Raw genomic sequence first — 24,021 nt, 5'->3', positions numbered from 1 at the left:
GCTCTTGCCAGAGATGCAGGCCGAAGTCTTGATCGTCGGCGGTGGACTCGGTGGCGTCGCCGCGGCCCTCGCCGCGCTGCGCGCCGGCCGTTCGGTCGTGCTGAGCGAGGAGTACGACTGGCTCGGCGGTCAGCTCACCAGCCAGGCCGTACCGCCCGACGAGCACTCCTGGGTCGAGCAGTTCGGCGTCACCGCCAGCTACCGCAAGCTGCGCGACGGCATCCGGGACTACTACCGCGCCTACTACCCGCTCACCGATCGGGCCCGTCAGGCCACAGCCCTCAATCCGGGGGCCGGGCACGTGAGCCGGCTATGCCACGAGCCACGGGTCGCGGTCGCGGTGCTGGAGGCGATGCTCGCGCCGTACCGGGGGGCCGGCCGGCTGCGACTGCTCCAGCCGTACCTGCCGGTGGGGGCCGACACCGACGGCGACCGGGTGACCGGGGTGACCCTGGCGCACCGGAACAGCGGCGAACGGGTACACGTGGTCGCGCCGTACGTGCTGGACGCCACCGAGACCGGCGAACTGTTGCCGTTGACCGGCACCGAGTACGTCACCGGCTTCGAGTCGCGGGGCGAGACCGGGGAGCCGAGCGCGCCGGACGAGGCGCAGCCGGAGAACATGCAGGCGTTCTCGGTCTGCTTCGCTGTCGACCACGTCGACGGTGACCACACCATCGACCGGCCGGCCCGCTACGACTTCTGGCGGGCGTACCAGCCGCCGTTCTGGGGCGACCGGATGCTCTCCTTCCGCTCCCCCAACCCGCGCACGTTGGAGATCTCCGAGCGCAGCTTCACCCCGAACCCGGACGACGACCCGTGGCTGGTCATGGCCGACCAGCGGCTGAGTCCGGGCGACGGCAACCTGTGGACGTTCCGCCGGATCGCCGCTCGGCGCAGCTTCGTCCCGGGCAGCTACGACAGCGACATCTGCCTGGTCAACTGGCCGATGATCGACTACTTCGAGCAGCCGCTGATCGACGTGCCCGACCCCGCCCACCAGATCGAGGCGGCGCGGGAGCTCTCCCTGTCGGTGCTCTACTGGCTGCAGACCGAAGCGCCCCGCGCCGACGGCGGGTCCGGCTTCCCCGGGCTGCGGCTGCGGGGTGACGTCACCGGCACCGGTGGCATCAGCACCGGCGGCGACGTCGCGCACAGCGGTCTGGCCCAGGCCCCGTACATCCGTGAGGCGCGGCGCATCCGCGCCGAGTACACGGTCGTCGAGCAGGACCTCTCCCTGGCGGTACGCGGCGACAAGGGCGCGGCCAGCTACCCGGATGCGGTCGGCGTCGGCATGTACCGCATCGACCTGCACCCGTCCACCGGCGGGGACAACTACGTCGACGTGGCCTCGTGTCCCTTCGAGATCCCACTCGGCGCCCTGATCCCTCGGCGGGTGGAGAACCTGCTGCCCGCCGGGAAGAACATCGGCACCACCCACATCACCAACGGTTCGTACCGCCTGCACCCCGTGGAGTGGAACATCGGCGAGGTCGCCGGTCTGCTCGCGGACTTCTGCCTGGCCCGCCGGGTCACTCCCCGCGCGGTGCGCTACACCCCCGGCCTGCTGGCCGAATTCCAGAACCGCCTCGCCGACGAGGGCGTCGAGCTGCGCTGGCCCGACATCGCCGGCTACTGAGGGAGAACCCTGATGAGGAAACGGTTGACGGCTGTCGTCGCGCTCGCCGCGATGCTCGGCCTGAGCGCGTGCGGCGGCGGCGACAGCGCCGGCTCCGACGGCCCGGTCTCGCTGCGGATGACCACCTGGTCGGCGAACGAGGCACACCTGAAGCTGTTCAACGAGATCGCGGCGGAGTACCAGAGCAGCCACCCCAACGTCGCAAAGATCACCTTCGACCCGATCCCGTTCGAGAGCTACACCACCACGTTGACCACCCAGATCGCCGGCGGAAACCCGCCCGACCTGGCCTGGGTGCTGGAGAACGCGGCTCCCGACTTCGTCTCCTCGGGCGCGCTGCTGCCGCTGGACGAGACCCTGCGCAAGACCGACGGGTACGCCTTCGACGAGCTGGCGCCGGCCGCGACCAAGCTGTGGCAGGCCGACGGCAAGCTCTACGGCTATCCGTTCTCCACCTCACCGTTCGGCATTTTCGTCAACACCGACCTGGTCAAGGCCGCCGGCGCGAAGAGCCCGGCCGAGCTGATCGCCGCCAAGGCGTGGACCTGGGAGAACGCGGTGACCACCGCCTCGGCGGTGGCAGCCCGCACCGGCAAGGCCGGCCTGGTGGTGCGGGACTTCGACTACAAGGGCTGGGACAACCTCTCCACCATCTGGACCGGCTGGGGCGCCCAGGCGTGGAGCGCGGACGGGAAGACCTGCGGCTTCAACGCCGGCGAGATGGTCGACGCGATGACCTTCCTGCACCAGGCGATCTTCACTGCGAAGGCACTGCCCGGCCCGGGTACCGCCGCCGACTTCTTCGCCGGCGAGGCCGGCATGACGATCACCCAGATCTCCCGGGCCTCGCTGCTCGAGAAGCAGAAGTTCGGCTGGGACCTGGTGCCGCTGCCGGCCGGCCCGAAGGGCAACTACTCGGTGATCGGTCAGGGTGGCATGGGTGTGTTGAAGAAGGGCAAGCACGCCGCCGTCGCCGCGGACTTCCTGGCCTTCCTCACCAGTCCCGCCAACTCCGCCAAGCTGGCGCAGTTCTTCCCGCCGCCGCGTACCCCGCTGCTCACCGCGGCGACGCTGGCCAAGACCAATCCCCTGCTCAAGCCGGAGCAGTTGCAGAGCGTCGTGATCGACGGGATCGCCAACGGGGTGGTGAAGCCCAACCACACCGGGCAGGCCGAGCTGAGCCAGGCCGTGCGCTCGGCGCTGGACCCGATGTGGAAGGCCGACGCCGACGTGCGGACCGTGCTCGACGGGGTCTGCTCGGCGATCAACCCGCTGTTGGCGAAGTAGGGGATCAGCGATGCCGGTCCTGACGGACAACGTGGCGGGTCGGGCTGAGCCCCGGCCCGCCCCGGGCGGCACGGCAGCGTCGCCGCGACGCGGGTGGTGGACCAGTCGTCGACGTGACCAGCTGGCCGGCCTGCTCTTCGTGACCCCACAACTGGTGGGTACGGCCCTCTTCGTGCTGCTGCCGCTCGGCCTGGTGGTCTGGTACAGCCTGCACGAGTGGAACGTGCTCGCGGACACCTTCGACTTCGTGGGCACCGACAACTACCGCGAGTTGGTCGACGACCCGAAGCTGCCGGGCGTACTCCGGAGCACGCTGTTCTTCTCCGTCGGCCTGGTCGTGTTCAACCTCGCCCTGGCCCTGCTGCTCGCCGTACTGCTCAACCAGCGGCTACGCGGCACCGTGGTGTTCCGGACGCTGTTCTTCTCACCGGTGGTGGTCTCGCTCGTCGCCTGGACGATCGTCTGGGGTTTCCTGCTCCAGGACAACGGCGGTGTCAACGGGGTGGCCGGCGCGGTCGGCCTGGACGGTCCCAACTGGCTGCGCGGCGAATGGACCGCCCTGCTGTCGGTGATCGTCGTCCAGGTGGTCAAGAACGTCGGCCTCAACATGGTGCTGTTCCTCGCCGCGTTGCAGGGCGTCCCCGCCGAACTCTACGAGGCGGCCCGGGTCGAGGGGGCGAGCCGGTGGACCCAGTTCCGTCGGATCACAGTGCCGCTGATCAGCCCGACCATCCTGCTGACCTCGATCATCACCGTGGTCGGCGCACTACAGGTCTTCGCCCAGATCGCCGTGCTCACCCAGGGCGGCCCGGGCACGTCGACCACAGTGCTCGTCTACTACCTCTACCAGCAGGCCTTCCAGTTCCACCAGTTTGGGTACGGCTCGACGCTGTCGGTGCTGCTGTTTCTGATCGTGCTGACGCTGACCGTCGTGCAGTGGCGGATGCGCAGGAAGTGGGTCTTCCATGAACAATAGGCTGCCCTTGCGGGCCCGGGTGGCGATCTACGGGCTGATCTGCCTGCTGGCCATCCCGTTCGTCTTCCCGACCTGGTGGATGGTCACCTCGTCGTTCAAGCCGGTCGCCGACATCTTCGCGTTCCCTCCGCCGCTGATCCCCACCGAGCTGAGCTTCTCGGCCTACCGGCGGGTGTTCGAGCTGCAACCGTTCGCCCAGCAGTACCTCAACAGCGCGTACATCGCCGCGGTGGTTACCGTCGGCACCCTCGCCGTCTCGTCGCTGGCCGGCTACGCGTTCGCCCGAATCCGGTTCCGCGGTCAGCACGCGCTCTTCCTGGTGGTGCTGGTGGGCCTGCTGATCCCGAGCGAGGTGACCATCGTGCCGCTGTTCCAGATGTTCAACTTGGTCGGGCTGATCGACACCCACTGGCCGCTGATCCTGGTGCCGACGCTCGGCGCGCCCAGTGTGCTGGCCACCTTCATCATGCGGCAGTTCTTCATCACCCTGCCCGGCGAGTTGGAGGAAGCCGCCCGGGTGGACGGGCTGGGCCGGCTGGCGACCTTCTGGCGGATCGCGCTGCCGCTGGCCCGCCCGGCCCTCGGCGCGGTGGCGATCTTCACCTTCCTGCACAGCTGGAACCTGTACCTGGAGCCGATCGTCTTCCTGTCCACTCCGGAGAAGTTCACCCTGCCGCAGGCGCTGACCCAGTTCGTCGACGCGTACGGCGGCCCGATGTGGGACGTACAACTCTCGGCGGCCTCGATGACGGCGATGCCCGTCCTGGTCGTCTTCGTCATCGCGCAGCGGCAGTTCATCGAGGGACTGGCCCACACCGGCCTGAAAGGCTGATCATCTGCCGCCTGCTCACTCGGCAGTCGAAGGTCGTGACGCTAGCCGACGGTGCGCCGGAGCCAGTCGTCATGGGCCAGCGGCAGGATGAGCAGGCTCAGATAGACGATGAACGCCACCAACAGGATCAGCAGCGCCCCGGTGGCGGCTCTGCCGAGTGGCCCGGTCGGCCGGGTGGCGGGGACGATCCGCGGCACTCGACGCCGGTAGGCGGCGCCGAGTGCCGCGGCCAGGACCATGACGGGTATCGCGAGGATGATGCCGTGCACGATGATCTCGTGGGTGACCCGGGAGAACGACTGGGCGTACACCACGCCGAAGCATCGGGTCGGTGCCGGCGAGAAGTCCCAGACGTTGACGCGGCAGGCGATCGGGTCCGTCACGAAGAAGAGCACCAGAGCGGACAGCACCGCCGTCGTCGAGCCGGCCAGGACCGCCAGGGCCGGCCGGTGTGGGCCGGGCAGCGCCACGATCACCCCCAACACGACCGCCACGACGACGGCCGCGATGGTGACGCCCGCGGCATCGTAGATCGCGAAGAACGCAACGCCGTCCACCACCTCCTGCTGGCGAGCCCAGGCCGGTAGTGCGGCCCTGGCCACGAAGGGCATCGCGGCTCCGATCACCAGCACGCAGGCCGCGCCGATGGCGCCGACGGTGAGCGCGAGCCCCAGTCTCAGCGGCTGCTGATCCGGTGTCCCCCCGGTCCGGCCCCTGCGGATGAGCGCCGGGGCGAGCCAGAGCAACGTCAGCAAGGGCAGCGTGAGCGGGTTGAACACCAACCGGTACGCGGGGTCGAAGCGCAGGTCCGCCCATCTCGCGATGCCCCGGTACCAGCCAATGTCCGCGCCGATCGCCGGAGTCCCACCCCAGCGGATCGCGAAGCCGCTCGGGACCGCGCTGGCGGGCAGCCAGACGGCGAAGAGGAGGCCGCCGAGGAGGGCCGCAATCACCACCACGGCTGGCATGGCCCACGACGTAGTTCCCGGCGCGCTGAGCACGCCCCGGGTCGTCGACGTGATCCAGCCGGCGATCAGCACGCCGGCCGTCATCAACAGCAGTGTCGAGACGACCCGGGCCGACGGGCCGACCACGCCGCCCGGCACCTGCACGGTCTGGGCCACCTGAAGGGACAGCAACGAACCGCCCGCACAGCCGGCGGCGAGCACGACGGGGCCGACCAGCCAGGTCAGCGCCGACGGCGACCGGACGGGGTCGATCGCGACGGTCCGCCAGATCGCCACCGCGAGCAACGCGACGGCGACCGTGCCGACGAGGAAACCGACCGCCGCGAGCGCCAGCCGAGGATCGCTCAACACGTTGAGGCCCACCAGGAAGCCGGCGTTGGCGCAGACCAGACCGGTCGCGATACCGACGCCGGCCAGATCCCACAGACCGACGGTGGACAGCAACCGGTGGTCCGCCACGGTGGCGAGCCGCCGACGCGGATCCGGGTGGGTTCCCCACCTGCTCCACAGGTACCGGTGCGTCGGCAGCCGCTCGAGGACGGCCCGCAGCGCGTCCCCGCTGCCGTGTGTCGCGGCGGCGACGTCGGCGTGGGTCTCCCGGACGCGCAGGATCGCGTTGCGGGTCAGGTACACCACAGCGGTCAGCACCAGCAGCGAGCCGAGGCGGTACGCCGTCGGGCCCGGATCATCCACGAGTTGGACGTCGCGCCACTGCCAGTCGAACGGCGTGCGGAACAACTCGGGGTGCACGGCCAGGACAAGGTAGGGCAGGAGCGCGACGGCGACGAAGGATCGCCAGATGCCAATGGTCAGGTAGGTCCGGTCCACGTCCTCATGACGAAGGTGCGCCAACTCGTGCAGCACCACCGCCCGGAAGGCGGGCCGGTCGGTGGTGTGGAGCAGCAGCAGCCCGGCGTCGAGTTGCACGTATCGGTGCCAGGGCAGCCCGAATGCCTGGCCACCGGTTGTGCGGGCGGAGGGCGCGAAGCGCCAGTCCGGTGATGGGTCGAGGCCCATCTCGCGGCTGAGCTGTTCCAGGTGACCGAACAGCTGTGGCGCTGTGCTCTCCGACAAGCGTCTCAACCTACGTCGACGTACGATCCACCAGGGGTGCGACAGGTACGACGCCAGCGCCACACCCATCAGCAGGGCGACACCGGCGGCGACGAAGGCCACCTGGTCGACGAGCGCGGGGGCGAGGCACTCGCTCATCCGGCGGTGGGCGGCGTCCGACCGCTGAGCATCCTCCTCGGTGACTATCGGCGTGTCGAACCAACCGGGTGCTGCCGATCGCTCGGCCTCACACACCTCGATGACCGCCGTCAGACGGTGCAGTCGGTCCGGGAGAAACGTGTAGACGCTCAGGAAGACGAACCCGCTGGTGGCAAGGACCACCGCAGCCAGAAGCGCGAACCGTAGGGTGGACGCCGCCGGCACCAAGCTCCGGTCACGCCGGGCCACCATCGACCTGACCTTGACCTACCACCGCGTCGGCGATGAGCTTCGCCTGGTCTGCGGGGACGCCACCCTGACGGGCCACGCGCTCAACGATCCGACGGACCTCCATCCACTGCTCGGCGGTCAGCGTCAGCGGCGCCCTCTCGTCGAGGGCGGGATCTGGACGACGACGGATTCCGAACAGGCGTCGGATTACGTCGGCCGTCACCTTCACGCCTTTCAACGCCGCCTCGGTGACCACGTACCGGACGACCTCGCTCATCGCGGCCAGGAGAGCTGGCGTGACGATCACCGCGAGTTCGGGCAGCCCGAACGCGAGCGGCCCGCCGACCGCTCCGTTACGGGCGAAGGCTTTCGGGTCGGCGAAGTAGGCCGCGCTCAGCAGCGGGAAGAGTTCGTCTCGCTCGGCTGGTGAGAAGTCCCGTACCACCGGCCACACGAGATCACGTAGCAGGGCCTCATCCGGGTCAGCGTTCATGAGATCCTTCCTGACCCCGGCGATCATCGATCCGGGCAGCGTCGAGCATAGTGGACGCGGTCTATCACTGACGGTGACCGGAAGACGATCGAAGCACCGAGCGGACCCTGCGCTCGGTGCTCGCGCCGGCGAAACCGTTATCCCCGTACGGTCGGCAAGTCTCCTGAGGGGGAGGAGTTGGTGCGATCAACCACCACTCTCCTCGCTCGTCAGCAGTGCGACCACGTGAAGGAGTGGAATCGATGCGCTCAACCGGCCAGGGTGAGGCGGACGCCGCGAGGGGAAACCGGGGCGTCCACGCGGAACCCCGACGCGGGATGCTCGGCCGCCTCCCGAACGGCGCGAGGCGGCTGCTGTGGCCGCTCCTCGTGGCCGCCGCGGTCGCCGTACTCGTGACGGGTGTGATCGTCGTGGTGCAGCCGACCGGGCCGACGCCCGCCCCGGCGGCGACGCAGGCGCTCGACGCGTCACCGTCCACGAGCCCGCTGCCGGGCACACCCGCCGCGACCACGCCCGCCGCCACGGCGAGCCCGACGGGGACGGCTCCCACGTCGACGCCGGCGGCGAAGCCGACATCCGGGCGTCCGGTCGCCCCGGCCGCCACCGCGGTGACCTCGAAGCGCAAGGGCGTCGGCGTGTGGACCTTCGACGGCGTCAGCCAGGCGTTGGCCAACTCCGGGGCGAGTTGGTACTACACCTGGGACGTGAAGCACCAGGGCGTCACCAGCCCGCAGGGCACCGAGTTCGTCCCGATGATCTGGGGGGCGAAGAGCGTCACCGCGAGCAATCTGCAACAGGCCAAGCAGAACGGCCGTTACCTGCTCGGCTTCAACGAGCCGGACCTGAAGGGCCAGGCCGAGATGACCGTCGAGCAGGCGCTTGAGCTGTGGCCGCAGTTGCAGGCCACCGGCCTGCCGCTGGGCAGCCCGGCGGTGGCGTGGGGTGGCGACCGGCAGGGCGAGTGGCTCGACCGGTTCATGGCCGGGGCCAAGCAGCGCGGCTACCGGGTCGATTTCATCGCCCTGCACTGGTACGGCGGCGACTTCACCACGGCCAACGCGGTCAACCAGCTCAAGTCGTACCTCCAGGCCGTGCACGACAGGTACAACCTGCCGGTCTGGCTCACCGAGTTCGCCCTGATCGACTTCTCCAACGGCGTCCGTTTCCCCACCCAGGCGCAGCAGGCCGCGTTCCTCACCGCGGCGACGAAGATGCTGGGTGGGCTGTCCTGGCTTCAGCGGTACGCGTGGTTCGGCCTGCCCGCCACCGACAAGGACCAGACCGGCCTGTTCCGTACCGGCAGCACCGCCACCGCCGTCGGTCGTGCCTACCAGGCGGCACGCTGAGACGTCGCACCGCTGGCGCGAGGGCTGCGACGTGACCATACTCAGCCGACATGGAGAAGGCCCGTAGCGAGCTGGGCCGGGACCTGGCGCACGCGCTGCGTACCGGTCCGTTCTCGGCGGCCCTCCACCTCGCCATCGAGGACCGCGGCATGCGGCTGGAGGAGATCCAGGAGAAGCTGTCGACGGCCGGGGTCAGCGTCAGTCTCACCACGTTGAGCTACTGGCGACGCGGTCGCAGCCGGCCGGAGCGCCCGGAGTCGATCAAGGCGGTCCGGCTCCTTGAGGCGATCCTGTCGCTGCCGGCCGAGTCGCTGATCGTGCAACTCGGCCCGCGCCGGCCTCGGGGCCGCTGGCTGAGCCAACCACCGGGAACGATTGAGATCGACCGCCTCTTCAGCGACGGCACCAGCGTCGCCAAGATGGTCGCCGAGGTCGACCGGTGGCTTTACCACGAGCTGACCCGGCTCAGCCTGCACGACCTCTACGTGGTCGGCGACCGACGCCAGGAGATCCGCTTGACCTGCCGGCAGGTGCTGCGGGCCAACACCGACCGGGTCTCGCGGACGGTGGGCATCTTCCGCTCCGACGACCTGACGGCCTCGACCCGGATCAACGCGGTCCGCAACTGCCGGGTCGGCCGGGTCCGTGGGGACCACAGCTCGGGCCTGCTCGTCGCGGAGATCATCTTCGACCGGATGCTGGCCCAGGGCGACACCGTGGTCATCGAATACGACTTTCTCAGCACCTCGCAGGAGCCGACGGACAACTACTACCGGGGATTCTCCACCCCGGTCAGTGAGTACGTCCTGCAGGTGCAGTTCGACCACGACGCCGTACCGGCCCGCTGTCACCGCTTCGAACGACGGGGCCTGCACGCGCCCGACCAGGGTGTCTGGGAGGCGTGGATCGGGTCCACCCACGGGGCCCACCTGATCGCTTCCGACGTCCCGCCGGGGATCGTGGGCATGCGCTGGGAATGGGAGTGAGCGACCTTCGGCCACTCACTCCCATTCCGGCGCCGTCGGTCAGCTCACGCTGACCGTCACGTCGTCGATCACGAAGCTGGTCTGGTACGACCAGTCCTCCACCCCGTTGAACGTCAGCGTGGCGGTCTGCCCGCCGAACTGGCTGACGTTGATCGCCTTCTCGACGTAGCCAGTGGTCCTGTCCAGGTTCGAGTAGCTGGCCACCGTGGTGCCACCGAGGGTGACCGTCAACCGGTCGTAGGCCAGGTTCTCGTACTCGGCGGTGGTGATCCGGATCCAGAACCGCAGCGTTGCGGTGGCACATCCGGCCGGGATCGTCAGCGACTGCGACACGGTGTCGGTCTGCACCCGGCCGCCGCCGTTCAGCCAGGCGTTACGGGTGCCGGAGCGCGCCGGGTACTGCGACCAGGTGCCGATCACGTTCGCCGTCGCGGTCCACGGCGAGGTGCCGCTCTCGAAGCCCGGGTTACCGACGAGCTGCGCCGGCGTGCAGCCTCCGCCACCACTGGTCACCGTCCAGGTGAAGGTGGCCTGCGCGGTCCGGTCCGCCGCGTCGGTGAGGGTCACCGTCACGTTCGAGGTGCCCGCCGTGGTGGCGCTGCCGGTGATCCGCCCGGTGGACGTGCTGATGGTGAGGCCGGCCGGCAACCCCGAGGCGCTCCAGGTGTACGGGGTGGTGCCGCCACTGCCCTGCACCTGCACGTCGACCGCTTGGCCGACAGCCGAGGTGCGGTTACCCGGGTTGGTCACCGACGGGCTGCCCGGACCGGGATCGGTGCCACCGATGAACCCGGTGTAGAGCAGGACGTTCGGCGAGCCGCTGCCCGGGCTGGTGATCTTGCTGGTGGTGCCGTTGTCCACAAGCGCCGCCCGAACCTGGGCGGGAGTCGCCGTGGGGTTCGCTCCGAGATACAACGCCGCCGCACCGGCCGTGTGCGGTGACGCCATCGAGGTGCCCGTCATCGTGGCGCTGCCGTTGTTGCTGGAGTAGGACGCCGAGACGATGCTGGTGCCAGGAGCGAAGATGTCCAGGCAGGAGCCGTAGTTGCTGCTGCTGTTGCGTGCGTCGGAGCTGGTGCTGTTACCGACCGTGATGGCCGCGGTGACCGCCTGCGGGCTGTAGTAGCAGGCATCGTCCGAGGAGTTGCCGGCTGCCTGCACGAACTGCACACCGGAGCCGATCAGGCTGGTGACGGCACTGTCCATCGCCTGGCTGGTGCACCGGCTGCCGCAGCCGATGCTGTAGTTGACCACGGCCGGCTTCTGCGCGTTGGCGCGTACCCAGTTGATTCCCGCGATCAGGTCGTCGTTCGTGCCGCTGCCCTGGCAGTTCAACACCCGCACGGCGACCACGCCGGCTTTCTTGGCGATTCCGTATGTGGTGCCCACGGCGGTGCCGGCGACGTGCGTGCCGTGTCCGTGGCAGTCCTGTGGGGTGCTGTCGTTGTCCACCATGTCGGTGCCCTGCCGCACCCGGCCGGTGAACTCGGTGTGGTTGGCGTTGATGCCGGTGTCGAGGACGTAGACGGTGACCCCCTGGCCCGGGTTGGCCGGGTAGGTGAAAGTCTGGTTCAGCGGCAGGTTGCGCTGGTCGATCCGGTCGTCTCCCCAGTTCGGCGGGTTCGTCTGGGTGTCGAGTACGCCGATGCGCTGGACCTGCTCGACGGACGCGACGGACGGGTCGGCGGCCAGTTGTTGCGCCTGCTTCGCGGCCATGGTCACCGAGAAGCCGGGCAGGGCCGACCCATAGACGTGTCGGGTCTGGCCACCGAAGCGGGCGGTCAGCTCACGGGCTTTGGTGTCGACGGCAGAGGCCGCCAACGCCGTGGACTTCAGCGTGACGATGTAGCGGTCGGCCACCGCGTTCGGGCCGTCCGCGTACCTGATGGTGCCGGTCGGCTCGGCCTGGGCCGGGCCACCGACGCCGATGGCCCCGGTTAGCGCCAGAACGAGCGCGAAGCCAGCGGCTGGGAGTCGTTGCAACACGGGTGATCTCCTCCAAGGTGCCGACTCCGCGATTCGCGTCCGGGTGACGCCGAATTCGGAGGGCTGCGCCGAAAGGTAAGAGGAGACGCGGTAGCGCGAACAGCCCGGTTAACAATGATCGATGTTTCGTAACGTCAAAACTGTTTATGAGCCTCCACCCGACACCTACAGCACGTCGGCGTGGTCTCGCCATGAGTGCCGCGGCTCGTAACCCAGCACCCGGCGGGCCTTGTCGATGCTGAGCAGGGTCTCGTGCTCACCCAGCTCCTTGCGGATCTCGACGCCTGGGTAGACCTCGGCCATCAGGCTGGCGCTGGACCGGGTCATGACGGTGTCGGCGTTGGCGATGACGAAGACGTCGGCACCGGGCTGGTCGTGCGCGAGCGCGCGCTCGACCGCCTGGGCCCCGTCGCGCGCGTCGATGTAGCCCCACAGGTTCCACCGGCGCAGCTGCGGGTCGGCGTCGAACGAGGGGAACGGCGCGTAGTCCTCGACGTCCATCACGTTGGAGAAGCGCAGACCCACCATGACCAGCTCCGGGTCCCACCGGCAGAAGTGCCGGGCCATCTCCTCCTCAAGAGCCTTGTTCAACGAGTACGTCGACTCGGGGCGGGGCGCGTACTCCTCGTCGACCGGCGCGTACGGCGGCGGCGTGTCGAACGGCAGCCCGAGCACCGTCTCGCTGGACGCCCAGACGATCCGCTTGATCCCGGCCGCCCGCGCGGCGGCGAACACGTTGTACGTGGCGGCGGAGTTGTTCGCGAACGTGGTCGCGTTCGACATCAGCCCGGGGGCCGGGACCGCCGCCAGGTGCACGACCGCGTCGACGCCGCCCGCGTGCTCGTCGGCGCCCCCGGTGAACGCCTCCACCACCTGCCCGTAGTCGGTCAGGTCGACCAGGAGGAACTCGCCGTCCACGTCGCGGGGGTCGCGGCCACCGGCGCGGTCCACCGCCAGCACGTCGACACCCGCGGCCCGTAGGTGGGCGACGACGGCGCGGCCGAGCTTGCCGGTGGCGCCGGTGACGACGACACGCCTGGGCAGTGCGGAGATGCTCATGGCCCCATCTTTGCCGCCGTCGGCGGCAGCCGGGCAGCGGGGTGGGATCGGCCCCGCCGCGCCGCGATCGCGATCCGAGCGCGATCGGGTGGGTAGGTGCGTAACGTGCAGGGGTAAACGTTGTCGCGAAGAGGAGACTTCATGTCCAAGCCACCGCTTCCCGAGGCCGCGGTCGCCATGCTGCAGAAGCCGAACCCGGCCGTCATGACCACGCTTCGCAACGGTGGTCAGCCGGTGTCCGCCGCCACCTGGTACCTGTGGGAGGACGGCCGGATCCTGGTGAACATGGACGAGAGCCGCCGCCGGTTGGAGCACGTCCGCAACGACCCCCGGGTGTCCCTCACCGTGCTGGACGAGGCCGGTTGGTACACCCACGTCAGCATCATCGGGCACGTCGCCGAACTGCGCCCTGACGAGGGCCTGGCCGACATCGACCGGTTGTCGAAGCACTACACGGGCAACGCGTACCCACGGCGGGAACGTGCCCGGGTGAGCGCCCTGATCGAGATCGACCGCTGGCACGGTTGGGGAGCGCAGAAGGACAACAACCAGGTCGGCTGACCGGTGCCGTCCGCCCTGTCGCCTCGACGGCTGCCGTCGGGGCGACAGGGCGCCGGCCGTCAGGCCGTCAGGGTGTCAGGGCGGGGGCGGACCGGGCGCCGACGCGGGTCACCAGGTAGCCGAAGGCCGCCGCGGTGAAGAACATGACGATGCCGTAGACGGCTCCCGGGATCGCCATCTGGGTGCTGTTGAGCAGCGCCGGGCTGAGCGCGATCGTGATGGCCAGGGTGCTGTTGTGGATGCCGATCTCGAAGCCGGCCGCCGTCGCGGCGCTCCGGTCGACGCCGGCGAGGCGCGGTACCCCGTACCCGATGGCGAGGCTGAGCAGGTTGAAGGCGAGCACGGCCAGGCCGACCGAGACGAAGTAGTCGGCGATGTTCTCCCGGTCGCCGAGCACCGCGCCGGCGATCACCGCGACGAGTACGACGACGGAGAGGATCCGGACCGGGCGGTTCAGCCGCTCGGCCACCTGGGGCATCCGCGCCCGGATGAGCATGCCGATCGCGACCGGGACGAGCACGATGGCGAAGACCTGGAGCACCTTGTCGATCTGCAGGCCGATGCTCCTGCCGTCGGGCAGGAAGTACGCCGCCGACAGGTTGACCAGGATCGGCAGGGTGAACACGGCGAGCACCGAGTTGATGGCGGTCAGGGTGATGTTCAGGGCCACGTGCCCGCCGAACAGGTGGCTGTAGAGGTTGGCGGTGGTGCCGCCCGGCGACGCGGCGAGCAGCATCATGCCGACGGCCAGTTCGGGTGCCAGGTCGAACGCGAGGACGAGGCAGAAGCAGAGCGCCGGCAGCACGAGCACCTGGCAGACCAGGGCGATGACGGCGGCTCGTGGGTGCTGGGCCACCCGGCGGAAGTCCGCCATGGTCAGTCCGAGACCCAGACCGAGCATGATGATGCCGAGGGCGATGGGTAGTCCGATCAGAGTCAAGGCGGAGTCCATGGCACAACATCGTTACCACCCGGTAACGCGTTCACAATCCCCCGTGCGGGCGGACGCCTCTTGACCGCAGACGGTGACCGGCTTAACTTCATCAATCAGATAAGTGTCTTAACTAATTCTGCTTGATGTCTCGTGGGAGTGTGCCGATGCGACCATTCCGTCACCGCCGTCTCACCGCCGTCGTCGCTCTGACGACCCTGCTGGTCACCGCCGCCCCACCGACCGCCGCGAACGCGGGCGCCAAACCTGAACGCTCCGGCTACCACCGGGTCGGCTACTTCACCCAGTGGGGCATCTACGGCCGGGCCTTCCCGGTCAAGAAGCTCGAAACCTCCGGGGCGGCGAGCCGCCTCACCCACCTCAACTACGCCTTCGGCAACGTCAGCGAGGACGGCCGCTGCTACGTCGACGGCGGGCCGGGTGAGGGCGACGCCTGGGCCGACTACCAGCGCCCCGTCCAGGCCGAGGAGAGCGTCGACGGTGTCGCGGACGCCCCGGGCCAGGCGCTCAACGGCAACTTCGGCCAGCTCGCCAAGCTGAAGGCCAAGCACCCCAAGCTGCAGGTGCTGATCTCGCTGGGCGGCTGGAGCTGGTCGACGTACTTCTCGAACGCGGCCCGCACCGACGCGTCCCGCAAGGCGTTCGTCACGTCCTGCATCGACCTCTACCTCAAGGGCAACCTGCCGGGCACCACCGCCGGCGCCGGGGCCGGCGTCTTCGACGGCATCGACCTCGACTGGGAGTGGCCCGGCTCGGACGGTGAGCCCGGCAACGTCATCCGCCCGGAGGACCGGGAGAACTTCACCAAGCTGCTCGCCGAGTTCCGCCGGCAGCTCGACGGGTACGGGCGCACGACCCGCGCGCACCACCCGCTGACCGCGTTCCTGCCGGCCAGCCCGGCCACCATGGATGCCGGCTACGAGGGCCGCAAGATCTTCAAGTACCTGGACTTCGCCACCGTGCAGGGGTACGACTTCCACGGCGGCTGGGACGCGCGGGCCAACCAGCAGTCGGCGCTACGCGTCCCGGCGGGCGCCCCGGACAACCCGGACTTCTCCGTCGAGGTCGCCATCGACGGGTGGATCGCCCGTGGAGCGCCGCGCGACAAGCTCGTGCTCGGCATCCCGTACTACGGCCGCGGCTGGACCGGCATCACCGGCGGCGGCAACGGTCTGTTCCAGCCGGCCACCGGGCCCGCGCCGGCCACCTTCGAGGCCGGGTACGAGGACTACAAGAACCTCAAGAACCTGGCCGGCAACGGCTACACCGTGCACCGCGACCTGCGCGCCGGACACGCCTGGTTGTTCGACGGCACGACGTTGTGGACGTACGACGATCCGGCGGTCGTGTTGCAGAAGACGCTCTACATCCGACGGGCCGGCCTGGCCGGCGCGATGATCTGGTCGCTCGACGGCGACGACGACAACGCCACGCTGACCAAGACGATCGGCCTCGGTCTGACGACCTGGTAGCCCTACCCGATCCGCCCGGCCCGCCGCCGGCCGACTCCTCGGCTGGCGGCGGGCCGGCGGCGAACCGTCACTGCGTCACGCCGTCGGGCTGCTGTTACCCGACGTGCCGAGGTGGATGTCGACGTCAGCGGCCCCGGTCATCTGGTCGTACGCCCTGGTCTTGAGCCGGTTGGTCTGCAGTTCGCCGTCGAGCAGTGCCGCCCGCAGAGCCTCCGCGTCCGTGATCTCCTTGCTGGTGATCGCGTCCGCCGCGGTCGTCGCACCCTGCACGACCTCCAGGTGAGTGCCGTCGGTGGGCATCAGCTCGGCCCACTTGGCAAGGCAGTAGACCCGCTCCGGCACCTCCTGGCACTCGCTGGTCAGGTCGGGCATCTCGTCGCCGGTGCCGAGGTGACTGGTGCGGAACGCGGCCAGTTCGTCGACGAACGCGGCCAGTTGCTCCTCCACCGCCGGCGCGAGCCGGGTCGCCACAGCCTTGCCGAAGATCCACCGCAGCGCGGCAAGCTCCATACCGGCCCGCACCGGGAGGTAGAGCTTGGCCCAGCTGGCGTTGAGGAAGTCACTCGGGTCGCGCTCGGGGGCACGGGCGTCACCGGCTGACCACCAGCCGGGGTACGACACGAACGAGGCGCGCTCCCAGTCGAAGACGCGGTGCCAGAAGTCGATCTCCCACGCCTCGTCCCGCACACTGGCCGGGAAGTGCGCCTCGACGATCTGCGAGACCATCTCGTTGACCGGTGAGTAGCCGCCGCGCAGCCGCGCCTCGAACTCGTCCCCGGCCTCCTCGGCCGCCGCCAGCGCCGCGTCGCGCGCGTCCTGCCAGGCTTGCAGATCCGTGAGATAGCCAGCCACCAGCGCGTTGTAGGCGGCGTCGTCGGCATTCTGGTCGACCTGCGTCGGGGTACGCCGGAACGTGGCGGCGAGCTGCACGTCGGCGCCGGGACCGGCGAGCCAGCTGGCCGCGCCGACGTGGATGCGTACCCGCAGTGCCGGCTGACCGTTGACGTCGGTGACCACCGGAACGCCGACCACCCGAGCCGCGATGCCCGTCGGCGGCCGGCGGGTGATCAGGTTGAGGCTCTGCCGAATGCTCTCGATGTCGCCGTCCCACTCCCACCCGCTGTCGAAGGTGACGTCGATGTCGTAGTCGGCGCTCATGTCGCCGGTGAAGCCCCACTTGTCGAGCGTGACCACCGGGGAGTGGATGGTGCGGGTCTCCACGGCGGCCGGCACGCCGGGTGCGGGGCGCACCGGCTTGACCGGCATGGTGGGCAGCGCGGCGAGAGCGTTGTCCCTGATCCGCTGGCGCCCGTCGGTGATCTTCTTGGCGAACGCCAGCGCCGGGTCCTTCACCGTCGGCGCCCAGCACACCCGGGCGCCGTACCGTTCGTGGGCCAGCTCCAGGCGTTGCAGCACCTTGAAGTAGTGCAGCGTGATCGGCGTTACCCGGTTGGGATTGCGGACGGTCCGCTTCGAGGTCGACTCCATGCCGGTCTCGCTCACCAACTTGAAGTCGGTCTTGTGCTGCGTGCGGTAGCGGGCGGCGACCTTGGAGGTGGCGGTCTGACTGTCCTTCACCGCACGGCGGCTGGTCTCCTGACTGGCCGCCGTCACGCTGCGCGTGTAGCCGATCGTGTGGCTGGCGTTGAAGGTGCCCCAGACGCCGGTCGGGCTGGTGTACTGGCCGGTGTGGCTGGCGTTGAGCCCCCACGTGTCGGTGAGCGACTTCTGCCGCTCGAAGCCCTCCTGCAGTTCCGTGGTGAGCGCGCTGGTCAGCTCGACGTCCGTCTGCCTCTCGGTCTCGTCCTGCTCCTCCAGGGTCAGCTCACGCTTGGTGTAGGTGCGCTGCTCCAGCACCGCCTCCTCGCCGGGCGCGAGCGCCAACGCGTAGACGTGCTCGCCGAGCGCGAAGCCCACCGGCCGGATCCGGGTCCGGTCGAGGAACGCGATGCCCACATCGGACTGGAGCAGGCCGGCGACGAACTCCGCCTCCTGGTCGCCGAGGATGCTCTGGCGCCGAGCCGGCGGCTCCCGGTGGATCATGCCGGAGTCCTGCCCCGGCAGCGCCGCCTCGGCGGCGTCCATGTCGTTGGCCTTCCACAGCTCCGACAGACCGAGTTCCTTGAGCAGGTGCGGCAGCCGGTCCTGGGAGAGCCCGCCGTACCGCATCGCCTCGATCAACGCCTGCTTGACGTAGAAGGGCAACAGCGGCGTCTGCCCGTCGTCGAAGGTGAGCTGGACCGGCACGAAGTAGTTGGAGTAGACGTAGCGGTCGGAGTGCGCGTTACTGAACCCCAGCGTCGCCAGGTCCGCCTCGGCGACGACGACTTCACCCATCGGTGCTCCTCTAAAGTGGCAGTTTGTAAAGGGCGTGCAGACCCTGGTAGGTCATCTCGTGCGAGGTGACGAAGAACCCGGGAAACAACTGGCTGAGGGCGGCCTGCCGGACGACGGTCTCCCGCACCGCGTGCGCCGTCAGCTCCTCCAGGCCGGCGACGACCTCAGCCGGCACCCCGCCCTTGCTGGCCCGCTGGTAGGCGTCCGCGATCGCCTCCCAGCGACCGTCGAACGCCTCGCCGAGGTCGTCGGCGACCGTGCCCCACGTCTTCTCGAAACGCTCCAGCTTCGTCGACGCGGTCCAGTCCACGTTGGTGACCCGGGCCGCCTCCGAATCGACCAACAGTAGGTCGCTGCGAAGCTCACCGACTGTGGTGGACGCCTTCCAGCCGAACCGCTCGGCGAGATGGGTGGCCAACGCCTTTTCCGCGCCGGCCGCGGCCGGGCTCCTGGTGAACCCGACGAGACGCAGCAGAAGGTCCCGGTCCGGGTGGCTGAGCAGGAGCTGGGCGACCGTCTGCCGTAACACCGCGTCGGAGCCGCGCAGGGCCGCAGCCAGCTCCGGGTTGGCCGCGCGGACCGCTTCGACGACAGTGGCGAGCGACTTCTCCGCGAACGGCTGCAACCCCGGTGAGCGAGCGACCAACTGGGCGGTCTCGGCCGCCATCCGCCGGTGAACCTGTTGGCCGAGCCGCCACGGTTGTGCCTGCCCGGCCTTGCGCAGCGCGCGGAACTCCTCGTACGCGGCGGTCTGCAACGCCCGGTTGAACACGGTGGTCAGGCGCTGCTCGAGCTGACGGGCGATGGCGGCCCGCACCGCGGCGGCCCGGATGTCGCGGGGGGTCTTGGGCGGTCTGAGCTCGCGTAGGTCCTCGACCCGCTTGATGATCTCGTCGAGCGCCTGGTTCAGCTCCGCCCGGCTGGCCGCACGACCCGCCGACGACACGGTCTCCGACATGCACGCCATCAGGACCGGCTTGCCGTCGGCGCTGATCAGCGCGCTGAGCCGGGCGCCCGCACCCGCCCCGGCGAACGCCTCGGCGTGCGCGGCCTGGTTGAACACCGTCAGGGTCAGCTCGGCGTCGACGAGCAGCGCCCGGCCCTGCCGGAACAACGCGTCGAGCACCTTCGGGGGGAACAGGGTACGCAGCACCGCCAGGCCTACCTGCGGCGTGGCGAGCAGTGCCGCCCGGCCGATCGCGACGAGCAGCGCGGCGATCTGGGTGGTCAGGAGACGGACCTCGGCGGCGGCCTCCCGGGCGCCCACGATCAGCAGCGGCACGTACCGGATCGCGGCCCGCACCGCCACGCCACCGAGTAGCCGGACCAGGTGGACCAGGCCGGTCAGCACCTGGAACAGGTCACCGGCGATCCGGCCGAGCAGCCGGCCGGCGGCGAACGGATCGAGATCCTCCAGGTGCCGCCCGAATTCCGTCGCCCAGCCGCGCCAGAGCGTCAGCAGCCGCTCGGGCACGGTGCTCGGGTCCAGCGCGGCCACGACGCCGGCCAGCGCCTCGCGGACGACGGTGGCCTGCTCGGCAAGACGTCGTAGGCCGGCCCGGGGGTCCACGGTGAGCACGATCAGGGTGGTGAACTGCTCCTGCTGGAGCCGACCGACCAGTTGCACCAGTTTGCCGAGGTCGACCACCACAGTCGCCAACGACTCCCCGACGCCCACCAGGAAGCCGTCGATGAACAGCTTCGGATTGATGCCGTTCCAGGCCGCGTAGTGGCGCATCGCGTCGAGCAGCGCGGGGTCGAGGCCGAGCAGGAACCGTCGGAACGCGCCGTCCGCGTCGACGTCGGAGGCCGCCAGGTCGAAGAACTCCTCGGCCAGCCCGAGCCTCGCCAGCATCGCGACCAGGTCCCAGACGTTGTCGGCGGAGATCCGGCCGGTCATCGCCTGCAACACCCGGTCGCGGGTCATCGAGCGGGTCGCGTGCGCGTCCACCCAGTACCGTACGGTCAGCGCGACGAACTCCACCCGCGGATCCTGGGTCCGTGCGCCGTAGACCGCCGCCCGGTTCCCGGCGGACACCCGCGGCACACTGAACCAGTCCCGGATCATGACGGTCTCGCCCGTCGGTTGCCCCAACTTCCCCACCTCCTCCGGCGCAGTGCACTGTCCGGGCAAGGGGATTCGGGCGGTAGCGCTGGGTCGAGAACCCGACATCGATCCACTTCGGAGCTCGCGGCCGGGCGACCGGGCGGCGATCGATATCGGTCACCGTCGGGGCGGGTGGTACATCGACGACTGTCGGGGGCGGGCAGCCGGTCGACCTGCTCGGGTCGGAGCGGCTCAGCGCTCGTTCGTCTCGACCGTCGGTCGGCGATCGGCCAGAGCACGCACCGCAGCCTCGATGAGCGCTGTCACCTGATCCATGTCACGAGCACCGCGGACGTCCAACTCGGCCGACCAGCCGTCCGCACGGGTGAGCCGCACCGTCACGTCGTCGCGGCGGTGGGTCAGCCAGCCGGCGATCGCCTGCACCAGCACCATGACGGCGCCGCCACCGTCGACGGCGACCACCAGCACGTCGGTGGCACCCGCGGCGGCGGCGGTGGTCACACCGTCACGGAGCCGGTCCTCGGCGCGAAGCCAGGACCCCAGAGAACGTCGAGCATCGGCAGAGGGAAGATCCGGACAGACCGACAGCGTGATCGTCTCCTGAGACGCGGGCAACGTCTTCTCCTTCCGGCGAAGGCCAACCCCACTCCGTCATCCTGCCAGCCGGCGTGGCCCTCGGCAGCCCTCGCAGTCACCGAAGTCGATCAGAGCTTGACCGTCGCGTCCGCCCGTCCATAGGCTCCGGCCACTGCGAGGCTTTCCCCCAAGACGGGAACCCGAGACATGGCCCCATCGTCGCGTCCGTTCTGGACCCTCCCTGCGAAGCGGCTGGCCAACGCCGCCACGATCGCGCTCCTGCTCGGTATGACTCCCCTGCTCAGCGGCCCGGCAGCCGCGAGCGCCGCCCGGCCCACCCCCTGCAGCAGCGACCCGACCGCCCGGCTGAGCACAGTGCCCACCCCGGACGCCGTGCTCGGCTTCCCGCTCGGCGCGGGACAGGAGCGGGTCGTCACCAACGACGAGGTCCGGACCTACCTCGGGGCGGTCGATCGCGCCTCGAACCGGGTCGTGACCGGCGTGATGACCACCAGTGTGCTCGGCCAACCGCTGCCGTACGCGGTGGTGTCCAACGAACGTCACGTCCGACCCGCCGCGCTCCGCGAGATCGCCGACGACATCCGGGACCTGCGCGACCCGCGCCGGACCAGCGCGCGAACGGCCGCCCGGACGGCGAAGGACAGCCCGGCCATCGTCTGGGTCACCGCGAACGTGCACGGCGGAGAGAAGAGCGGCGCCGACGCGGCGCTCAAGACGCTGTACGAGTTGGCCGCGGGTCTGTCCTGCGCTGTCGCCCAGCGCAACGACAACCTGGTCACCATCATCGTCCCCACCCAGAACCCGGACGGCCGTGACGCGACCCGCCGGCAGAACGAGTTCGGCTTCGACCTGAACCGGGACTGGTTCGCCCGCACCCAACAGGAGACCGACGGCAAGCTCGAACTGCTGCGCCGCTACCCGCCGCAGGTGTTCATCGACGCACACGAGATGGGCGGCCGGCAGTACTTCTTCCCGCCCAACGCCGATCCGATCCACCACGAGATCGCCGGGGAGGCGGTGGACTGGATCAACCGCATCGGCGAGGCCAACAAGGCCGGCTTCGGCTTCAACGGGGCCTGCGACGAAACCGTCACCACCGAGTGCTACTTCAACTACGACACGTACGACATGTTCTTCATGGGCTACGGCGACACCGTGCCGACCACCGGCTTCGGCGCGGCCGGCATGACGTACGAGAAGGGCAGCGCGTCGGCGGTGGCCGACCGGGTCCAGCAGCAGTTCCACACCCAGTGGTCGACGCTCGGCTGGGCCGCCGCGAACAAGCGCGAGGTGCTGGACGGCTACTTCGACATCTGGACCGACGCGCTCGCCCAGGGCAGGGCGGGCACCCTGGAGCCGAACGAGGTGGTGCAGCCCACCAACGAGGTGCAGTTCCCGGTGCCGGACCTCACCATCCGCTCGTACTTCCTGCTGCCCGACCGGCAGCTCGCCGACGTCCGCCAACTCGTCGAGCGGCTACGCCGGATGGACGTCGAGGTGTACGAGGTGCAGAAGGCGACCCGGGTGCCCACCGCGCGGGTCTTCGGCGGGCGCAGCGCCACGAACGTGACAGTGCCCAAGGGCGCGTACTGGATTCCGATGGACCAGCCGCAGAAGCACTGGATCCAGGCCGTCATGGGCGAGGACCCGTACGTCCCGTTCCCGTACTTCTACGACGTGTCGTCCTGGAGCAACCCGCTGCTGATGGGCATCAACACCATCTACACCGCAGACACCGTCCGGCCGAGGGCCGAACTGGTGCGCAGGGTCTCCGGCGGTCGCACCGGTGCGGCGTGGCCCTGGGGCTCGTACACGTACCCGCTGGACTCGGCCGCCGCCGCGGAGTTCACCTTCACCCTGCTCGGCCGTGGCGTACCCCTGGTCCGGGACCTCACGACCAGCAGGGTCGCCATCCCGGCCGCCGCGGTGAGCCGAACCGTGGACGAGCTGGCCAAGGGGCTCGGTGTCACCCTCACCCCGGGCGGCCGGCCCTCCGGCACCCGCCTCGACCTGCCCGACGTGGGGTTGTTCCAGGGCACCGGCATCTCCACCACCTCCGGTTCGCACGGCGAGGCCCGTTACGTGCTCGGCAAGCGGTGGGGGCTCGACCTTACACCGGTCACCACGGCCGACATCAACGACAACACCGAGGCGTTCACCGGGCGTACCGTGCTGCTGGTGCCGGACGGCAGCAGCGCCACCGGCGGTCTGACCGCCACCGGTCAGGCCAACCTGCGCGACTGGATCGGCCGGGGCCACACCTACCTCGGGCTGCGCAACGAGGGCACGCGCGTCGCCCGCGCCGCCGGGCTCACCTCGACCACCGAGAAGACGAAGCCCGCTGACTACCTGGTGATCGGCTCGCACCTGCGCGTCGACGTCGACCGGGACAGCCCGGTGGCGCTGGGTCGCCCGGCGGAGGACTTCGAGTTCAACAACAGCGACCCGATTCTCACCCCGAGCACCACCGGGACGAACGTGCTCACCTACCCAACGGGTGACACCTTCTGGGCCAACGGTTTCACCGTCGGCGCGGAGACGTTGAAGGGCACGGCGGCCGTCGTCGACGAACCGAACGGTGCCGGTCGGGCGGTGCTGTTCGCGTTCAATCCGCTCTTCCGCGCGTACAACGAAAGTGGCCTGCACCTGGTCGCCAACGCGCTGCTCTACCCGGCGACCGCCGCGTCGGACGCCCGACGCCCGGCCGGTGTCGACGCGGCGCGCGCCAGCGCCGCCGCCGCGCCGGTGACGCCGGATCTGGGCGGCGGCTGGCGGCCGATCACCATCCAGGTGGCGGCCGGCGACCTGCCCCGCACCCAGGTGATCGTCGAACGCTTCACCACCGACGCGCAGGCGTCCGAGAAGAACGGTTCGGCGTACGTCGTGATCCCGAACCCGCAGGGGCTCCAGGTGGACGAACACCCGTTCGCCAGGGATCTGGTACGGGCGCTGAATGCCGCCAAGGTGCCGTTGCGGTCGGTGGTCAGCTGACCAACCCGTACACAGCGAAGCGCCCGTC

Annotated in this window: 17 protein-coding genes; 9 read left to right on the top strand and 8 right to left on the bottom strand. The window is 69.8% G+C overall.

The genetic code is table 11. From position 1 onward, the window contains the following. The first annotated feature begins 13 nt into the window (after positions 1-13). From ACIBEF_RS28020 to ACIBEF_RS28005, 4 genes are read left to right on the top strand one after another with little or no spacing between them, the layout of a single operon-like run. Positions 14-1,639: an FAD-dependent oxidoreductase gene (locus ACIBEF_RS28020; RefSeq protein ID WP_396796218.1), complete on the top strand. Its 1,626-nt coding sequence runs from the start codon at positions 14-16 to the stop codon at positions 1,637-1,639. Between the two features lie 12 nt (positions 1,640-1,651). After that, the gene (locus ACIBEF_RS28015; RefSeq protein WP_396796217.1) at positions 1,652-2,926 is read left to right on the top strand and encodes an ABC transporter substrate-binding protein; all 1,275 of its coding nucleotides are present in this window, start codon (positions 1,652-1,654) and stop codon (positions 2,924-2,926) included. A gap of 10 nt (positions 2,927-2,936) precedes the next feature. Next, positions 2,937-3,902 carry a carbohydrate ABC transporter permease gene (locus ACIBEF_RS28010; protein ID WP_396796215.1) on the top strand — a complete coding sequence of 322 codons (966 nt, stop codon included), beginning with the start codon at positions 2,937-2,939 and terminating at the stop codon, positions 3,900-3,902. Next, positions 3,892-4,734: a carbohydrate ABC transporter permease gene (locus tag ACIBEF_RS28005; RefSeq protein ID WP_396796213.1), complete on the top strand. Its 843-nt coding sequence runs from the start codon at positions 3,892-3,894 to the stop codon at positions 4,732-4,734. Before ACIBEF_RS28010 ends, ACIBEF_RS28005 begins: the two co-directional genes overlap by 11 nt. Before the next feature lie 41 nt (positions 4,735-4,775). On the opposite strand, the gene ACIBEF_RS28000 is transcribed toward ACIBEF_RS28005, so the two are convergent. Next, positions 4,776-7,166: a M48 family metalloprotease gene (locus ACIBEF_RS28000; RefSeq protein ID WP_396796212.1), complete on the bottom strand. Its 2,391-nt coding sequence runs from the start codon at positions 7,164-7,166 to the stop codon at positions 4,776-4,778. Beyond that, positions 7,150-7,665: a hypothetical protein gene (locus ACIBEF_RS27995; RefSeq protein WP_396796210.1), complete on the bottom strand. Its 516-nt coding sequence runs from the start codon at positions 7,663-7,665 to the stop codon at positions 7,150-7,152. Before ACIBEF_RS27995 ends, ACIBEF_RS28000 begins: the two co-directional genes overlap by 17 nt. Before the next feature lie 215 nt (positions 7,666-7,880). Here ACIBEF_RS27995 and ACIBEF_RS27990 point away from each other — a divergent pair, with 215 nt between their 5' ends. Both ACIBEF_RS27990 and ACIBEF_RS27985 read left to right on the top strand, forming a co-directional pair. Continuing rightward, positions 7,881-8,984, top strand: a complete 1,104-nt coding sequence (locus ACIBEF_RS27990; protein WP_396796208.1) for a glycoside hydrolase family protein — start codon at positions 7,881-7,883, stop codon at positions 8,982-8,984. Positions 8,985-9,034: 50 nt separating this feature from the next. Next, the gene (locus ACIBEF_RS27985) at positions 9,035-9,970 is read left to right on the top strand and encodes a hypothetical protein (RefSeq protein WP_396796207.1); all 936 of its coding nucleotides are present in this window, start codon (positions 9,035-9,037) and stop codon (positions 9,968-9,970) included. A gap of 39 nt (positions 9,971-10,009) precedes the next feature. Here the strand turns inward: ACIBEF_RS27985 and ACIBEF_RS27980 are convergent, their stop codons facing one another. Beyond that, positions 10,010-11,956 carry a S8 family serine peptidase gene (locus ACIBEF_RS27980; RefSeq protein WP_396796205.1) on the bottom strand — a complete coding sequence of 649 codons (1,947 nt, stop codon included), beginning with the start codon at positions 11,954-11,956 and terminating at the stop codon, positions 10,010-10,012. A 165-nt stretch (positions 11,957-12,121) separates the two neighbouring features. Continuing rightward, the gene (locus ACIBEF_RS27975; protein WP_396796203.1) at positions 12,122-13,015 is read right to left on the bottom strand and encodes an NAD-dependent epimerase/dehydratase family protein; all 894 of its coding nucleotides are present in this window, start codon (positions 13,013-13,015) and stop codon (positions 12,122-12,124) included. 141 nt (positions 13,016-13,156) lie between these two features. On the opposite strand from ACIBEF_RS27975, the gene ACIBEF_RS27970 reads away from it, so the two are divergent. Beyond that, positions 13,157-13,576 carry a PPOX class F420-dependent oxidoreductase gene (locus ACIBEF_RS27970; RefSeq protein ID WP_196926210.1) on the top strand — a complete coding sequence of 140 codons (420 nt, stop codon included), beginning with the start codon at positions 13,157-13,159 and terminating at the stop codon, positions 13,574-13,576. 67 nt (positions 13,577-13,643) lie between these two features. Here ACIBEF_RS27970 and ACIBEF_RS27965 read toward each other — a convergent pair whose 3' ends face one another. Further along, positions 13,644-14,528 carry a bile acid:sodium symporter family protein gene (locus ACIBEF_RS27965; RefSeq protein ID WP_396796201.1) on the bottom strand — a complete coding sequence of 295 codons (885 nt, stop codon included), beginning with the start codon at positions 14,526-14,528 and terminating at the stop codon, positions 13,644-13,646. 146 nt (positions 14,529-14,674) lie between these two features. Between ACIBEF_RS27965 and ACIBEF_RS27960 the strand changes: the two genes are divergently transcribed. Continuing rightward, positions 14,675-16,000: a glycoside hydrolase family 18 protein gene (locus ACIBEF_RS27960; RefSeq protein ID WP_396796199.1), complete on the top strand. Its 1,326-nt coding sequence runs from the start codon at positions 14,675-14,677 to the stop codon at positions 15,998-16,000. A gap of 75 nt (positions 16,001-16,075) precedes the next feature. Here the strand turns inward: ACIBEF_RS27960 and ACIBEF_RS27955 are convergent, their stop codons facing one another. The 3 genes from ACIBEF_RS27955 to ACIBEF_RS27945 form a co-directional block, all read right to left on the bottom strand. Next, positions 16,076-18,337 (bottom strand): hypothetical protein, encoded by a 2,262-nt coding sequence (locus tag ACIBEF_RS27955; protein ID WP_396796197.1) that lies wholly within the window; start codon positions 18,335-18,337, stop codon positions 16,076-16,078. Between the two features lie 10 nt (positions 18,338-18,347). Continuing rightward, entirely contained in the window at positions 18,348-20,441 is a 2,094-nt protein-coding gene (locus tag ACIBEF_RS27950; RefSeq protein ID WP_396796196.1) for a hypothetical protein, read from the bottom strand. Between the two features lie 195 nt (positions 20,442-20,636). Beyond that, the gene (locus tag ACIBEF_RS27945) at positions 20,637-21,020 is read right to left on the bottom strand and encodes a hypothetical protein (protein ID WP_396796195.1); all 384 of its coding nucleotides are present in this window, start codon (positions 21,018-21,020) and stop codon (positions 20,637-20,639) included. A gap of 168 nt (positions 21,021-21,188) precedes the next feature. Between ACIBEF_RS27945 and ACIBEF_RS27940 the strand changes: the two genes are divergently transcribed. Beyond that, entirely contained in the window at positions 21,189-23,993 is a 2,805-nt protein-coding gene (locus ACIBEF_RS27940; RefSeq protein ID WP_396796193.1) for a M14 family zinc carboxypeptidase, read from the top strand. Positions 23,994-24,021: the final 28 nt, after the last annotated feature.

Origin of the sequence: Micromonospora sp. NPDC050795 (assembly GCF_044456785.1) — a bacterium.
Lineage (GTDB): Bacteria > Actinomycetota > Actinomycetes > Mycobacteriales > Micromonosporaceae > Micromonospora.
Note: the sequence above shows the minus strand (reverse complement) of the source record. Positions and strands in the feature narration are given on the sequence as shown.